This is a genomic window from Streptococcus sp. 449_SSPC, from assembly GCF_001073005.1.
GTDB lineage: Bacteria > Bacillota > Bacilli > Lactobacillales > Streptococcaceae > Streptococcus > Streptococcus salivarius_F.
Genome location: NZ_JVGR01000024.1, coordinates 25,363 through 41,435, shown reverse-complemented (window position 1 = coordinate 41,435; position 16,073 = coordinate 25,363). Strand labels below are relative to the sequence as shown.

The following is a 16,073-nucleotide window of genomic DNA, read 5'->3' as shown; positions in this document are numbered from 1 at the left end:
AGGTGAGTTTTTTGTTTTATTCACTAGCTTGCTCCCATTGTTTAGAGAGGTAGCGAGAGTAGCTAGAGATGGCAAAGTTAACCACGAAATAAGCTAAAGCCACAATACCGTATAAGGTAAAGATTTGACTAGGTTCGTAGTAACCACCCATCAAAATCTGACTCTTACCAAACAATTCTTGTAAGGCGATAACAGAGTAAAGGAAAGAAGTATCCTTGATAACTGTTACGAATTGAGAGATGATAGATGGCAACATCTTACGAATAGCTTGTGGGAAGATGATGTAAATAAAGATTTGTTTGTTGTTAAATCCTTGAGACAAGCCGGCTTCCGTTTGGCCATGGTCAATAGAGTTCAGTCCCCCACGAATGATTTCCGCCAAGGCAGCTGAAGTAAAGACCGTGAAAGAGGTAATCCCTGCAGCGGTTGACTTGAGTTGGAAGACCAGGAAGATAATGAAAATCCAAAGCAAGTTAGGAACATTACGGACGAACTCAACGTAGATAGAAGCAATCCAACGCAGAATAGGATTCTTTCCGTTACGCATCACCGCCAGAATAGTTCCGAACAGGGTAGATAGCACGATGATGAAGAAAGACAAGTAAAGAGTCGTCCACATCCCTTGTGCCAAGAATTTAAGGTTAGTAGCTGATAAAACTTCTGACATAGTGGACCTCCTTAGTAAGCTTTCTTATTCTCTTCTTCTTTACGACGTGCCCAAGTAGCTAGAGGGAAACACATGATAAAGTAGAGGAAGGCAGCCCCAGCAAAGGCCGGCACATAGTTAGTGGTATCATAAGCCCAAGCCTTAGCAGTGAACATGATATCTGCCCCAGAGATAATGGCAACTGTAGAAGTATTCTTAATCAAGTTAACCACTTGGTTGGTCAATGGTGGCAAGATAGTACGGACTGCTTGAGGCAAGATGATGATACGCATGGTATCAGCGTAGGTGAATCCTTGAGACAAAGCGGCTTCGGTTTGACCTTTAGGAACTGCCTCGATACCTGTACGAATAATTTCAGAGATATAGGCTCCTGTGTAGACACCCACACAAAGGATAGCTGTCAATGAAATTGGAATCATGACATGACCATCAGTCAAGATTGAAATCCCATAGAAGACAACCACGAATTGCACAAGCAAGGGTGTATTTTGGAAGATTTCGACATAAACACGTGAAATGCCACGAAGGACTTTGTTGTGAGTAGAGCTCATAGCCCCAAAGATAAGCCCAAGAAGAAGGGCAACAATCAAGGCACCAATTGAAATGCCAAGGGTGTAAAAGAAACCTTTGGCAAACTGCCCAAAGTTAGCGAAGAAAGCAGTCCAACGTTCAAGAGCGAAAGGACTAGCCGTTTCAGTTAAAAGATACATAAATTCAGGACTCCTTTCTATTTATCTTCAGCCTTAGCTGGTTTCAAGTGATACTTATCGTAGAGTTTTTGAAGGCTACCATCTTTTTGCCATTTAGCAATCAAATCGTTGGTATAGTCAATCAACTCTTGATTAGACTTACTTGAAGCGATACCGTATTCTTGCGTTTTGAAACCTTCATCCAGAATCTTGGTTTTATCACTTTCATAACCTGACAAGATTGATTTATCCCCAGCAAAGGCGTCAATACGGTAAGCATAGAGTGATACGGCTAACTCAGGATAAGATCCGAGTTGGACGTAGTCAAACTTAAGATTGTTAGCTGAAGCGTACTCTTCAACAGCAGCTTTAGCAGATGATCCCTGAGAAACCCCGATAGTTTTACCGTTAAGATCAGAAAGTTTCTTGTAGCCAGATTTGGTTTGAACGAGGAAACCGATTTGGTCGTAGTAATAAGGGTTTGACATAGCATATGAAGCCTTACGCTCATCTGTAATGGTATAAGTAGCGATAAGCATGTCAATAGTTCCATTGTCCATAAGGGCTTCACGAGTTTGTGGGGTAACCGCTGTAAAATTCACCTTAACCTTAAGTTCTTTGGCGATTTTCTTAGCAAGATCAATTTCCATCCCTTGATAGGTATTGGTTTTGGCTGAGTAGTAACCAAAGTTTGGGACATCTTGTTTGACACCAACGTTTAGAGTCCCTTTTTTGACAATTTTTTGAATTGCAGCACTATTGAGTAGCTTACTGCTTTCATCTGCCTGACTACTTTTAGTGTTCCAGAGGAGAACTGCTAGAAAAGCTATAACAGAGATAGCTAAAATGCGACTAAGTTTCTTGATTAACATAAGCCCTCCTTAGGCGTCCACTTGGACACGATCAGAGTTGTGGTCGATAATCTTAGAAAGGAATTGAACTGCACGAGGTTCAGTTGGATTGTCGAAGAAACCATCCACATCCGTAGTGTCTACAAGAACCTGACCTTCAGCCATGAAAATGATACGGTCAGCCACACTGCGGGCAAAGCCCATTTCGTGGGTTACGACAACCATGTTCATGCCACCTTTGGCAAGTTTTTGCATAACCGCAAGCACGTCACCAATAGTCTCTGGGTCAAGGGCTGACGTTGGTTCGTCAAAGAGCAAGAGCTCAGGATTCATGGCAAGACCACGGGCAATAGCGATACGTTGTTTTTGCCCACCAGAAAGCATACCAGGGTATGAATCCTTCTTGTCCCACATGTTAACGTAGCGAAGGAATTTTTCAGCAGTCTTTTCAGCCTCTGCCTTACTGATTCCAAGAACCTTGATAGGTGCCAAGGTAACATTTTCAAGAACGGTTTTGTGAGGGTAGAGGTTAAAGTGTTGGAATACCATCCCCGCTTCTTTACGCAATTCTACCAAGTCTTTGGCAGAAGCTTCCGTAACATTATGTCCGTTAACGATAAGCGTACCGTTATCGATTGATTCTAAGGCGTTGATAGTACGGATGAGAGTGGATTTCCCAGACCCAGAAGGTCCCAAGAGAACCACAACTTGTCCTTTTTCAATTTCTAGATTGATGTCACGAAGTGCATGATAATCTCCGTAATATTTATTGACATTTTTAAATTCGATAAGTGCCATAAGTGCCTCCTAAAATTTTACATTAATATATGTAACAACAAGAGTGTATTTTACTATAGATATAGTAAAATGTCAAAAATGTTTGAAAATTCAATCATAATGTTTGTCTTTTAACCGATTACACATAGCAAAGCTATCTTAAAAAACAAGAAAAGCTTGTATATCAGCTCAATATCTATAGTAGAAACTTGGTCCTTAACCTATTTTTTGGTATAATATGTTTGATACGTAAAGTTTTCTACTTTACAAAATTGAATGACTTAAGAAAACCGATGAGGTGTTTATATGAAAAAAATTCTAGTAGTTGATGATGAAAGACCAATCTCGGATATCATCAAGTTTAATCTGACTAAAGAGGGTTATGAAGTTGTTACGGCTTTTGATGGTCGTGAAGCTTTAGAGCAGTTTGAAGCTGAAAAACCAGACTTGGTCATCCTGGACTTGATGTTGCCTGAACTAGATGGCTTAGAAGTTGCTAAGGAAATTCGAAAGACAAGTCATACACCAATTATCATGCTCTCCGCTAAGGATAGCGAGTTTGATAAGGTTATCGGACTAGAAATTGGGGCAGACGACTATGTGACGAAACCATTTTCTAATCGTGAATTGTTGGCACGTATCAAAGCTCACCTGCGTCGTACAGAGACTATTGAAACAGCAGCAGAAGAAAGCTCTAACTCTGGCAAGCAGGAGATTTCAATTGGTGAGTTGATTATTGTTCCAGATGCGTTTGTTGCTAAAAAACGTGGAAATGAAGTTGAGCTCACACACCGTGAATTTGAGTTGCTTTTCCATTTGGCAACTCATATGGGACAAGTGATGACGCGTGAGCATTTGCTTGAAACTGTTTGGGGCTATGACTATTTTGGTGATGTTCGTACGGTTGACGTAACCATTCGTCGTCTCCGTGAAAAAATTGAAGATACACCTAGTCGTCCTGAATATATTTTGACTCGACGTGGTGTTGGTTATTATATGAAGAATTATGACTAGTATTGGCTTAAACATCACAAGCTTTGAACTAGCCTTACTCTTTACGCTCCTCTTTGTGGCTTTCTACTTTATTTTTCTTGCATATCGTGATTATCGACGAGTCAAAAATATTCGAAAGTTGACCAAGAGGGTCAAGTCCTTAATGGCAGGTAACTATAACGAGGAGTTACGCTTAAAGGGTGATCCAGAGCTTTTAGAGCTAGCTGACAGCTTGAATGATTTATCGGATGTCTTTCGTCTGACGCATGAAAATCTAGCCCAGGAAAAAAACCGCTTATCATCAGTTCTTTCTTACATGAGTGATGGGGTTATTGCGACAAATCGTCGTGGTCAAATTACCATGATTAATAGCACAGCTCAGCGTTTGTTGAATCTAGATTTTGAAACAGCGACACAGATGTCCATTTTAGATTTATTAGATGGCGAAAATCCCTATACTTATAGTGAATTGCTGTCTAAGACTCCTGAAATTCATTTGTCACGTCGAGATGCCAATGATGAGTTTGTGACCCTACGTGTTAATTTTGCCCTTATTCGTAAAGAATCAGGTTTTATCTCAGGTCTGGTTGCCGTTCTTCACGATGCTACTGAGCAAGAAAAAGAAGAGCGTGAACGTCGACTCTTCGTCTCAAACGTTAGTCATGAGTTGCGTACACCTTTGACTTCTGTAAAATCCTATCTGGAGGCACTTGATGATGGTGCTCTCGACGAAGAGATTGCTCCTAACTTTATCAAAGTTTCTTTGGATGAGACCAATCGTATGATGCGAATGATTTCTGACCTCTTGGCACTGTCTCGTATTGACAATAAGAGTACCCAACTTGACGTTGAGATGACCAATTTCACGGCCTTCATGACCTATATATTGAATCGTTTTGATCAGATTAAAAGTCAAGAAACCAATACAGGTAAAACTTACGAAATCATTCGAGATTACCCAGTAAACTCAATTTGGGTAGAGATTGATACAGATAAGATGACCCAGGTCGTGGATAATATTCTTAACAATGCCATCAAGTATTCGCCTGATGGTGGTGAGATTACAGTGTCTATGAAGACAACTGACTCACAGTTGATTGTTTCTATTTCTGACCAAGGTTTGGGTATTCCTAAGAAAGATTTGCCTTTGATTTTCGACCGTTTTTACCGTGTTGATAAGGCCAGAAGTCGTGCCCAAGGTGGAACTGGTCTAGGCTTGTCCATTGCAAAAGAAATTATTAAACAACATAAGGGCTTTATTTGGGCTAAGAGTGAGTATGGTAAGGGTTCAATTTTTACAATTGTGCTTCCATATGACAAGGATGCCATGATGGTTGATGAATGGGAGATGGAGTAGAAATGACCTCAGATTTAGGGTTTAAATATAGTATTTTGGCTTCAGGGTCAACTGGTAATTCCTTTTACTTGGAAACTCCAGAGAAGAAGATTCTTGTAGATGCTGGTTTGTCTGGTAAGAAAATCACAAGTTTGCTAGCTGAGATTGATCGTGAACCGAGTGATTTGGATGCAATCTTAGTAACGCATGAACACAAGGATCACATCCATGGTGTAGGCGTTTTAGCTCGTAAATATGGCATGGATATCTACGCAAATGAGAAAACCTGGCAAATTATGGATAGTAAAAATATGCTTGGTAAGATTGATAATAGCCAGAAACATGTTTTTTCTCGTGATAAGCTTCTGACCTTTGGAGACATTGATATTGAGTCTTTTGGAGTTAGTCACGATGCTATTGATCCACAGTTCTATCGCTTTATGAAAGATGGAAAGAGTTTCGTTATGTTGACGGATACGGGTTATGTTTCTGATCGTATGGCAGGTATTATTGAGAATGCCGACGGCTATCTGATTGAGTCCAATCATGATGTTGAAATCCTTAGAGCAGGTTCATATCCTTGGTCAACCAAGCAACGTATCCTCTCTGATCAAGGTCACTTGTGTAATGAAGATGGAGCGGATGCTATGATTCGCACCATCGGTAATAAAACTAAAAAGATCTACTTGGGTCACCTTTCCAAAGAAAATAATATCAAGGAGTTGGCCCACATGACGATGGAAAATCAGTTGGCACGTGCTGACTTTGGTGTTGGAACTGACTTTAAAGTTTATGATACCTCACCAGACACAGCGACTCCACTGACAGACATTTAAAAATAGCAGAAGAGCTGCACTAATACGTTTAGTGCAGCTTTTTAAAAGGAATGTATTTATGAAAGTAATTTATCTCTCGTTAGGGTTTGTCTCGCTCGGTTTGGGAATTCTTGGGATTCCCCTCCCTATCTTACCCACAACACCTTTTCTACTTTTAGCCATTGCTTGCTTTGCTAGAAGTTCCAAACGTTTTGAGAAATGGTTATATCATACTAAGCTGTATCAAAGTTATGTAGCCGATTTTCGAGAAACCAAATCAATTGCCAAAGAACGAAAGAAAAAGATTATCATCCAAATCTATGTTTTGATGGCAATTTCAATCTTTTTTGCCCCTATACTATGGGTGAAAATCGGACTCTTTTGCCTGACGGTCTTCATCACTTATTATCTCTTTAAGGTTATTCCTGATAAAGACTAAGCTATCATCAAAAAATGAGACTTCCAAGATGGAGTCTCATTTTATATTTTATTAATGTTTGCTACGTAATTTCTTACGGAGTTTATAGGCAAAATTGGCTAGTCCGTAAAGAGGGCTAACTGGAAGGTTGAATTCTCCAATGAATTGTTCAATACGTGGGTTAAATTTGGACTTGAAATTATACAAGCCACCATCTAGTGAATTTTCAATTCCTCCCATGTTTTGCCACTCAGCACCACGCTCAAAAGCGTGATTAGCTGTTTCATACCATGTCAGGATAGCCGGTTGATAACGGCGGTAATCTTCATCCATTCCTGCATAGATATTCTCAGACGTCTTGCCAAATTCGAGAACGAGTGTACCAGAGAGTGGGACCGTCTTATTTCCAGCATCAACTTTTTCTTGAAGAAAGTCAATTTCCTCTTTAAGTCTCTTGTGCTCTTGTTTATTGTTCTCGATTTTTCCTGGTTTAGTTTTTTCAGTGAACTTGGCTGCATCAGCAATGTTCTTTTCGAGTTGCTTATTGAGGTCTTTGAGACGAGCTGGTAAATCAAGAGTTGAGAGTGTAATGTAAGAAGATTCTGGGTAGGTAGTCAACAACTTTTCATAATAATCAATGCCACGAAGGTGGATGTTCTTACGGGCCTCAGTCTTCTTCATCAAAGATGCGAATTGTTCAAGAAGCTCAGTGCCACCAAATTGGACTGAAATCCCCTTATTTCGAGCAGTACGAACAGCCTGCTTGGTACTCTTAGAGAGTTGTTCCTCAGTGAAATCTTCCTTATGGATATTAGCCTGGAAGCGTGGTTGAATATTTTCAGCCATATCTTCAGTGAGGCCAGTCCATTCAACGCCAAGAGCTTGGATGGACTTGGCAATTGCCATAGTCTCTTCACGGATTTCAGCTTCTTGTGAGATCAAGTTTTTTGTCACAAAGAGACTTGGGTCAAATTTCACAAAGAGGGCACGCTTTGTTTTGGCATATTTTTTAAGCGAAGCCATAACAAAGGCGAGCAACTCTTTATCTTGATAGTCCATAATAGGTCCACGAGGGATATAAATCATAGAAAAGCCAAGAGGGAGTGGCTGAATAAGGACACTAGCGACAGCAACGAGATTACCATCTTGATAGAAACCTAGGCGGTCATTTCCCCAACTATCCTTGATTTTAGCCCATGAACTACTCTGTAATAAATTCGTTTGAGGACTATCTATAACAAAGCGGTCATGCTCAGAAGTACTGAGTCCAGTTTTATAGGTATACATATTATTCTAGAACCCACTTTCTAATAGCGTAAGCGACACCAGATTCATCATTTGATTTTGTGATGTGTTTCGCAATTTTCTTCATTTCTGGATTACCATTTTCCATAACAACAGGAGAGCCAACGACTTCAAGCATAGCACGGTCATTTTCTTCATCACCGATAGCCATTGTTTCTTCTTTAGAAAGACCGAGTTTCTCAGCAAGATGGGTTACAGCAATCCCTTTGTTGGCTGTTTTCTTGAGAATTTCTAGATAAAATGGTGTTGATTTTACAATGGTAAAGCGGTCATAAAATTCCTGTGGAAGTTTGGCAATGGCTGCATCAAGAATTTCAGGCTCATCGATATACATGGCCTTAACAAATTCCTTGTCAGCTACCTCCTCAGGTGTACGATAATAAATCGGCATATGGACAAGTGTAGACTCATGAACTGTATAGCGTCCAATGTTGCGATTACTTGTGTAGATACCATCTTTAGTAATGGCGTGAGAATGAACACCAAGTTTGTTAGCCAAAACCTCAATGTCAAGGTAGTCTTCGTATGAAAGTGTCTCACGAATCAATTCATTACCAGTAGAAGTTTCTTGGACAAGACCACCATTAAAAGTGATAACATAGTCTCCGTCTTGGTTGAGATTGAGCTCTTCAAGAAGTGGAAATACTCCTGGAATAGGGCGACCAGTCGCAATAACAACCTTTACACCAGCAGCTTTAGCATCTTGAATCGCTTGAAAGACCTCCGGTGTAACTTGACGTTGGCTATTTAAAAGCGTTCCATCAATATCAACAGCAATAAGTTTAATAGACATAATAATTACCTGTTTCGTTTAGTTAGTTTCCCTTCTATTTTACTAAAATTTAGGCGCTTTGTCATAGTTCTTCCTGAGAAAAGTATTATTGTCTCTTTAAAGAAGTAGATTAGGTAAGAATTGCCCAAATGCTTTTTAATTGGTAAAATAAGGTCAGACAATAAAGGAGAGGTAAAGTGATTCGAGCAACTAACCAATTGACGGAGCAAGAACGGAAGGCGGCAAAAGTATTGATTGCTAGCTGCCAAGCCCATGATCAAACCTTTCGAGAACCCTATCTCTCCAATATGCTTAATTTTAATCCCAATATGCCGGCCTTTTTCCTTTATTATCAAGAGGGAGAGTTGCTTGGCTTATTAACGGTTTATGCGGATGATGAAGACGTTGAAGTGAGCATCCTAGTGGACCCTAGTCATCGTCGTGAGGGGATTGCGCGTGCGATGTATAGAAGCTTTGAAAAAGAAATGGCATCTTATCCTATTCGCTCAGTGACCTTTCAGACGGAGCGTGTTTTTCTAGATGGTCATCCTGATTTGGCAAGTCATTGGGGTTTGGTTGAGGATGAAGAGACGGAAACCTGGCTAGGGCGAGATAGAACACCATATGCTCTGGATTCCCGTTCAGATGTCAAGGTGCTCTTAGCTGAACCTTCTTACCTAGATGAAATTGCCCAACTCCAGCACCAAGCCTTTTCTGATGCAGAGGAAACACTTGAAGTAAGTCGCAGATACATTACAGAGGCCTTGGAGGATTCCGATAGCCTGCTTTACATCCTACTCAAAGAAGGTCAAGTGATTGGAGTTTGTACGGTTGATTTATCTGGGAATAGCAACTACCTTTATGGACTTGCCGTAGCAGAAGCTTATCGTGGCCAAGGCTATGGAAGCTATCTGGCAAAATCAGTCGTCAACCAACTTATTGCGCAAAATGACAAGTCCTTCCAAATTGCAGTGGAAGATAGCAATGTAGGTGCCAAACGCTTGTATGAAAAGATTGGCTTTGTCAAACAAACCCAGGTGGTTTACTTGAAGCAGAAAGGGTAAACGCAATGTTGAAACTCTCTTTGAGGTTAGAGTTGCTATCGTCTTAAGTAAAAAGTAGTTTTAGAACAGAATGGAGTATAAATGGAAATTAAAATCAAAAACAAAATTAAAGTAGGCGACCAAACGGAAATTATCGAAGAAATCCACACTTGTGAGGTTATGGAAAAAGGGGATTATACCTATCTTGTTCATCATAATTCCGAGAAAGAAAAAGTGGTTATTAAGTTGAATCAGGATGAGCTAGTGATGACACGCTTTTCTAATCCTAAATCCATTATGCGTTTTTCTGCTAAAGTACCTGCCTTGGTCCACATTCCGACACCGCTTGGTACCCAGCATTTTCTGACAGACACTAGTTTATTTGCCCATGACTCTAATGGACAGACAGTTGATATTCATTATCAATTGAAACATCCAGAAACAGAAGATGTTTTTGCTGATTATGAATTAGAAGTTTCTTGGTTTTAATTTTTGAAAAAATAGAATCATTTTGCTTGAATAAAGAATAATTTATGATAAAATGTTTAGTACAAATAAGGGAGTAGCAGGTGACTGTAATCATGAGATTTGATTAACAGTTGCGATTATGTCGTCATTACGAAATTTTATATTTCCGGCATATTCTTAAACAGCGAGACTTGTTTTTTATTAAACAAGTCTCTTTTTGTATGATTTTTTATATAAAAAGAGTCTTGTTAGCCATTTTTCCCTATATAGAAGGAGGAGATTATTTTGTCTAAAGAACAAAGTAAAACCTTGTTTTACACACAAGGAGAGGAAGAAGTCCTAAAAAACTTGGACACTTCTGTTGATGGTTTGTCTACTGCACAAGCCAAGGAACGTTTAGATGCCTATGGCTATAACGAGTTGGATGAAGGTGAAAAACGTAGCCTCTTGTCAAAATTCATCGATCAGTTTAAAGATTTGATGATTATCATCTTGCTTGTCGCTGCCGCCCTTTCTGTTATTACAGAAGGTATGCATGGTTTGACGGATGCCTGCATTATTTTAGCCGTTGTTGTTTTGAATGCAGCCTTTGGTGTTTATCAAGAAGGACAAGCAGAAGCGGCTATTGAAGCCCTCAAAAACATGTCTAGCCCTATGGCTCGTGTGCACCGTGATGGCCATGTCGTTGAAATTGATTCACGCGAATTGGTTCCTGGAGATATCGTCTTGCTTGAAGCAGGTGATGTTGTTCCTGCGGATATGCGCTTGCTCGAAGCTGCCTCACTTAAGATTGAAGAAGCAGCCCTTACCGGTGAATCCGTTCCAGTTGAAAAGGACGTTACCGAGACAGTTGAAGCAGAGGCGGGTATCGGTGACCGTGTGAATATGGGTTACCAAAACTCTAACGTTACTTATGGTCGTGGTACTGGAGTTGTAACCAATACTGGTATGTATACTGAGGTCGGTAAGATTGCCGATATGCTGGCTAATGCGGACGAATCACAAACGCCATTGAAACAAAGCTTGGAGCAATTGTCTAAGACCTTGACTTATCTTATTGTCGCTATTGCCTTGGTGACATTCTTGGTTAGTGTCTTCATTCGTGGCGAACAGCCTCTTGAAGGCTTGATGGTTGCCGTTGCTCTAGCCGTTGCAGCCATTCCTGAAGGTTTGCCTGCCATTGTAACCATTCTCCTGTCACTTGGGACAACGACCCTTGCTAAACGCAATTCGATTGTTCGTAAATTGCCAGCAGTTGAAACCCTCGGTTCAACTGAAATTATCGCATCTGATAAGACTGGTACCTTAACCATGAACCAAATGACTGTTGAAAAGGTCTATACTAACGGTCAATTGCAAAATGCTTCTACGGAACTTGGTGCTGATAATACGACCCTTCGTATTATGAACTTTGCCAATGATACTAAGGTAGATCCAGACGGTAAACTAATCGGGGACCCAACGGAAACAGCTCTTGTTCAATTTGGTTTGGACCACAATTTTGATGTGCGTGACGTCTTGAAATCAGAGCCTCGTGTGGCAGAATTGCCATTTGACTCCGACCGTAAGCTCATGTCTACTATCCATAAAGAAGCGGATGGCACATACTTTGTAGCTGTTAAAGGTGCGCCTGACCAATTGCTCAAACGTGTGACTCGTATTGAAATCAATGGTGAGGTCCGTCCTATCACGGATGAAGACAAACAAGCTATCCTTGCGACTAATAAGGACTTGGCAAAACAAGCCCTTCGTGTCTTGATGATGGCTTATAAGACAACGAATGACATTCCTACCTTGGAATCTGCAGTTGTTGAGTCTGATTTGATTTTCTCAGGTTTGGTAGGTATGATTGACCCAGAACGTCCAGAAGCAGCAGAAGCTGTCCGTGTCGCTAAAGAAGCGGGGATTCGTCCAATCATGATTACAGGTGACCACCAAGATACAGCGGAAGCAATCGCTAAGCGTCTTGGTATCATCGATCCAAATGATACGGAAGATCATGTCTTTACTGGCGCTGAGCTTAATGAGCTTTCTGATGAAGAATTCCAAAAAGTCTTCAAACAGTACTCTGTCTATGCGCGTGTGTCTCCTGAACACAAGGTTCGTATCGTTAAGGCTTGGCAAAATGATGGCAAGGTTGTTGCCATGACAGGTGATGGGGTTAATGATGCGCCTTCACTTAAAACAGCTGATATTGGTATCGGTATGGGAATTACAGGTACAGAGGTTTCTAAGGGTGCTTCAGATATGGTTCTTGCCGATGATAACTTTGCGACAATTATCGTTGCCGTAGAAGAAGGACGTAAGGTCTTCTCAAATATTCAAAAATCAATCCAATACCTCTTGTCAGCCAACATGGCCGAAGTCTTCATTATCTTCTTTGCTACACTGTTTGGTTGGGATGTGCTTCAACCAGTACACCTTCTATGGATTAACCTAGTCACTGATACACTTCCAGCTATCGCACTTGGGGTTGAGCCAGCTGAACCAGGTATTATGACTCACAAACCTCGTGGTCGCCAATCAAACTTCTTTGATGGTGGTGTCTTCGGAGCGATTATGTATCAAGGTGTTTTCCAAACTATCCTTGTTCTTGCAGTATATGGTTGGGGCCTTGCCTTCCCAGAGCACCATACGCAAGCAGAAATTCATGCGGATGCCCTTACAATGGCCTTTGCAACACTTGGACTAATCCAGTTGCTCCATGCCTTTAACGTTAAATCAGTTTATCAATCAGTCTTTAAAGTTGGTCTCTTTAGAAATAAGACTTTCAACTGGGCAATTCCAGTAGCCTTCGTTCTTTTGATGGCAACTATCGTAGTTCCTGGATTTAATAACCTTTTCCATGTGTCACACCTTAGTCTGACACAATGGCTTGCGGTTATTGTAGGTTCCTTCTTGATTGTGGTATTGGTTGAATTAGTCAAAGCTATTCAACGTGCCCTTGGTAAGGATAAAGACGCTATTTAAAACATAAAGTCAGAGATAATGGTCTCTGGCTTTTTCTTATCACATCTTGAATTCAGGAGGAGTCTTGTTTATAATTGAAGAGAAATGATTACAAGTTAAGGAGAAGGCCATGAACGAGACCATTAAGACACAACTCAATCACCGCAGCATCCGTCAATTTAAACCTCTAGCTTTGACACAGGAAGAAGTTGACCTTCTGGTTGATGTTGCCAGACATACGGCAACTAGTAATTTTAGACAATCCTATTCGATTATCAGTATTACTGATCAAAAATTGAAGGAAGAAATTGCTGAAATTGCGAATCAGCCTTATATTCCAAATGCTGGTCATCTTTTTGTATTTGTTGTAGACCAAAGACGTAATACTTTGATTGCAGAGGCAAAGGGTGCTGAAGCCTTGGTGCAAGGTAGTCCCGAACGCTTTATCTCGGCCTTTTCAGATGCAATGATTGCTGCTCAAAATGTGGTAGTAGCTGCTGAGAGTTTAGGTATGGGAACAGTTTATTTGGGTAGTATCTTGAATGATAATGCCAAGCTTTCGGAGCTTCTCAAACTTCCAAAGTATGTATATCCTGCAGTAGGCCTAGCAGTTGGTTGGCCAGATCAGGAACCACAGCTAAAACCTCGTTTGCCACGTCACGTTATCCATATGGAAAATTATTATCAGGATTTAGAAAATCCCTTGGAGGAGCTAAAAGATTACGACGCTGAAGTCCATGAGTATTATGATCTCCGCGATCTCAATAATAGGGTTGATGAATTTACGACTCAGATTGCTAAGACCATGGATAAATCCGTTGCCAATCGTGCTAATACCTTGAAGGATCTTCAAAAGCAGGGATTTTTCATCGACTAAAAAAACGACTCCCATAAGAGTCGTTCTACAAATCGAATAGTGTCATAGAGGAAAGGAACTCATTTGCTAGTTCCTTTTTTTCATATTCTAAAAACTCCGGCCGTTTCTTGACTAGGTTGTACCGTTTAGAGAGGTTCCATGTTCCAGTAGGATTGAGTTCAGGGTGATTGGAAACAAAGTTAATGGTTAAGTCCCATTCTCGTCGGTATCCAAGAGGACGCGAGTGATAGGTTACACCGTCAATAGTTACCGTCCCATAACTGCGGTGGGCATGACCAAAAATAACGTCTTTAACGCCATGTTTGACGAAAATCTGATGGAATTGTTCAGATCCTAAATAAGCGTTAAAAGGTTTAAAACGTTCGTGCGTCATGGTGAAACGACTGTGAGGAACGAAGTGCATGGCAACTATAAGGTTACTAGTATCTAATTCACTTAAGATATTGTCTAGCTTCTTGAGACTAGTTTGACAGATTTCGGGATCTGTACCCAATCGTTTAAGTCGTCGGTCGAACCAGAGTTGTTTCTTACGTTTAAGAATTTTATCCAATTTTTCATCAGAATAGGAATAATCATACCACCCATGAAAAGCCAATAATGTCTTACTTCCTAAATCAATTACCCGAAAATCAAGATTATCAATAAGCTCATCTTCTAAATCAAGCATATCATGATTGCCTAAATTATAGGTGACCTCGACCGCCTTAGACAGTTTTCGTAGGAAAGGTTTCGTGTCGATATAATAATGGTTAGAAATATCACCAGCAATATGGAGATGGCTAACTTCTTGATCTTTTAGGCACTTTATTAGAGTATCGATTTCATATGTTTCAAAGTGATTTAAATCAATATGTAAATCACTCATTACTGCAAGTCTTGTCATAGGAACATTGTAACAAAAAGGTTAAGGCTTGTCTGTAAATGAAGATGGTGGAAAATACTTGCCCTTGGACTACATTTTCATTATGATAAGAATATGGATATCAAGTTAGAAATACAAAAGATGGCCAAGGAAATTGGCATCTCAAAAATTGGTTTTACAACCGCTGATGATTTTGCCTATCTGGAAAAATCCCTTCGACTTGGCGTTGAAGAAGGGAGAACGACAGGGTTTGAACATAAAAATATTGAAGAGCGTATTTATCCTAAGTTGACTTTGGAATCAGCTAAAACCATCATTTCCATTGCAGTTGCCTATCCGCATAAGTTGCCACAACAGCCCCCAAAAACAGAATTTAAGCGGGGCAAAATCACTCCTAATTCGTGGGGCCTAGATTATCACTATGTTTTGCAGGACAAACTAAAACGCCTAGCAGAAGGTATTGAAAAACTGACGGAAAACTTCGAATATAAAGGTATGGTGGACACTGGGGCCTTGGTCGATACAGCAGTTGCCAAGCGAGCTGGTATTGGCTTTATCGGAAAGAATGGACTAGTGATTTCAAAAGAATACGGCTCCTACATGTATCTTGGTGAGCTCATCACTAATTTAGAGATAGAGCCAGACCAAGAAGTTGATTATGGTTGTGGGGATTGTCGTCGTTGTTTGGATGCCTGTCCGACATCTTGCCTTATTGGTGATGGGACTATGAATGCTCGTCGCTGCCTATCCTTCCAAACCCAGGACAAGGGCATGATGGATATGGAGTTTCGAAAGAAAATCAAGACTGTTATCTATGGGTGTGATATTTGTCAGATTTCTTGCCCATACAATAGAGGTATTGACAATCCCTTGGCTTCAGAGATTGATCCTGAGCTTGCCATGCCTGAATTGCTTCCATTTCTTGAACTGACCAACAAATCATTCAAGGAGAAATTTGGAATGATTGCCGGTTCTTGGCGAGGAAAGAATATTCTTCAGCGCAATGCCATTATTGCCTTGGCTAACCTTCATGATCGAAATGCCATTGTCAAACTGATGGAGATAATTGATAAGAATAATAATCCCATTCATACGGCAACTGCCATCTGGGCACTTGGGGAAATCGTTAAAAAGCCTGACGAGGCTATGTTAGACTATATGCGGGAACTGTCACCTAAGGATGAAGAATCCCAAGCCGAATGGGAGCTTGTGTGTGCAAAATGGCAAATTTAAGTGATTTATGCTAGAATT

At 40.5% G+C, this 16,073-nt stretch carries 16 protein-coding genes; 9 read left to right on the top strand and 7 right to left on the bottom strand.

The window, feature by feature from the left end:
• Positions 1-16: 16 nt before the first annotated feature.
• Genes ADH51_RS05590 through ADH51_RS05575 form a run of 4 tightly spaced genes read right to left on the bottom strand, consistent with a single transcriptional unit; the run spans position 17 to position 3,005 of the window.
• On the bottom strand, positions 17-667 hold the full coding sequence (locus tag ADH51_RS05590) for an amino acid ABC transporter permease (RefSeq protein ID WP_002886253.1): 651 nt from the start codon (positions 665-667) through the stop codon (positions 17-19).
• Positions 668-678: 11 nt separating this feature from the next.
• Positions 679-1,377, bottom strand: coding sequence for an amino acid ABC transporter permease (locus ADH51_RS05585; protein ID WP_048674071.1), 699 nt, complete (start codon positions 1,375-1,377; stop codon positions 679-681).
• Between the two features lie 17 nt (positions 1,378-1,394).
• The gene (locus ADH51_RS05580) at positions 1,395-2,228 is read right to left on the bottom strand and encodes a transporter substrate-binding domain-containing protein (protein ID WP_037611665.1); all 834 of its coding nucleotides are present in this window, start codon (positions 2,226-2,228) and stop codon (positions 1,395-1,397) included.
• Positions 2,229-2,237: 9 nt separating this feature from the next.
• The gene (locus ADH51_RS05575; RefSeq protein WP_048675082.1) at positions 2,238-3,005 is read right to left on the bottom strand and encodes an amino acid ABC transporter ATP-binding protein; all 768 of its coding nucleotides are present in this window, start codon (positions 3,003-3,005) and stop codon (positions 2,238-2,240) included.
• 285 nt (positions 3,006-3,290) lie between these two features.
• On the opposite strand from ADH51_RS05575, the gene yycF reads away from it, so the two are divergent.
• From yycF to ADH51_RS05555, 4 genes are read left to right on the top strand one after another with little or no spacing between them, the layout of a single operon-like run.
• A complete protein-coding gene (gene yycF, locus ADH51_RS05570; protein WP_002884978.1) occupies positions 3,291-3,998 on the top strand; it encodes a response regulator YycF in 708 nt (235 codons plus the stop codon).
• Complete coding sequence (gene vicK / locus ADH51_RS05565; protein ID WP_048675079.1) at positions 3,991-5,334, top strand: cell wall metabolism sensor histidine kinase VicK; 1,344 nt, start codon at positions 3,991-3,993, stop codon at positions 5,332-5,334. The genes yycF and vicK overlap by 8 nt, the downstream gene beginning before the upstream one ends.
• 2 nt (positions 5,335-5,336) lie before the next feature.
• Positions 5,337-6,149, top strand: a complete 813-nt coding sequence (locus tag ADH51_RS05560; protein WP_048675076.1) for an MBL fold metallo-hydrolase — start codon at positions 5,337-5,339, stop codon at positions 6,147-6,149.
• Positions 6,150-6,207: 58 nt separating this feature from the next.
• Positions 6,208-6,567, top strand: coding sequence for a YbaN family protein (locus ADH51_RS05555; protein WP_037611660.1), 360 nt, complete (start codon positions 6,208-6,210; stop codon positions 6,565-6,567).
• A 51-nt stretch (positions 6,568-6,618) separates the two neighbouring features.
• Here the strand turns inward: ADH51_RS05555 and ADH51_RS05550 are convergent, their stop codons facing one another.
• Both ADH51_RS05550 and yidA read right to left on the bottom strand, forming a co-directional pair.
• Positions 6,619-7,833, bottom strand: a complete 1,215-nt coding sequence (locus ADH51_RS05550; protein ID WP_048675073.1) for an aminoacyltransferase — start codon at positions 7,831-7,833, stop codon at positions 6,619-6,621.
• A 1-nt stretch (position 7,834) separates the two neighbouring features.
• Positions 7,835-8,644, bottom strand: a complete 810-nt coding sequence (gene yidA, locus ADH51_RS05545) for a sugar-phosphatase (protein ID WP_048675070.1) — start codon at positions 8,642-8,644, stop codon at positions 7,835-7,837.
• A 176-nt stretch (positions 8,645-8,820) separates the two neighbouring features.
• On the opposite strand from yidA, the gene ADH51_RS05540 reads away from it, so the two are divergent.
• The 4 genes from ADH51_RS05540 to ADH51_RS05525 all read left to right on the top strand — a co-directional run bounded on the left by ADH51_RS05540 (position 8,821) and on the right by ADH51_RS05525 (position 13,960).
• A complete protein-coding gene (locus ADH51_RS05540) occupies positions 8,821-9,687 on the top strand; it encodes a GNAT family N-acetyltransferase (RefSeq protein ID WP_048675068.1) in 867 nt (288 codons plus the stop codon).
• A gap of 81 nt (positions 9,688-9,768) precedes the next feature.
• Positions 9,769-10,155, top strand: a complete 387-nt coding sequence (locus tag ADH51_RS05535; protein ID WP_037600507.1) for a DUF1934 domain-containing protein — start codon at positions 9,769-9,771, stop codon at positions 10,153-10,155.
• Positions 10,156-10,419: 264 nt separating this feature from the next.
• A complete protein-coding gene (locus ADH51_RS05530) occupies positions 10,420-13,104 on the top strand; it encodes a cation-translocating P-type ATPase (RefSeq protein ID WP_048675066.1) in 2,685 nt (894 codons plus the stop codon).
• Positions 13,105-13,213: 109 nt separating this feature from the next.
• Positions 13,214-13,960 (top strand): NADPH-dependent oxidoreductase, encoded by a 747-nt coding sequence (locus tag ADH51_RS05525; RefSeq protein ID WP_048675063.1) that lies wholly within the window; start codon positions 13,214-13,216, stop codon positions 13,958-13,960.
• Positions 13,961-13,985: 25 nt separating this feature from the next.
• Here the strand turns inward: ADH51_RS05525 and ADH51_RS05520 are convergent, their stop codons facing one another.
• Positions 13,986-14,843 (bottom strand): metallophosphoesterase, encoded by an 858-nt coding sequence (locus ADH51_RS05520; protein WP_048675060.1) that lies wholly within the window; start codon positions 14,841-14,843, stop codon positions 13,986-13,988.
• 93 nt (positions 14,844-14,936) lie between these two features.
• Between ADH51_RS05520 and queG the strand changes: the two genes are divergently transcribed.
• Positions 14,937-16,055 carry a tRNA epoxyqueuosine(34) reductase QueG gene (gene queG, locus ADH51_RS05515; protein WP_002885122.1) on the top strand — a complete coding sequence of 373 codons (1,119 nt, stop codon included), beginning with the start codon at positions 14,937-14,939 and terminating at the stop codon, positions 16,053-16,055.
• The last annotated feature ends 18 nt before the right edge of the window (positions 16,056-16,073 follow it).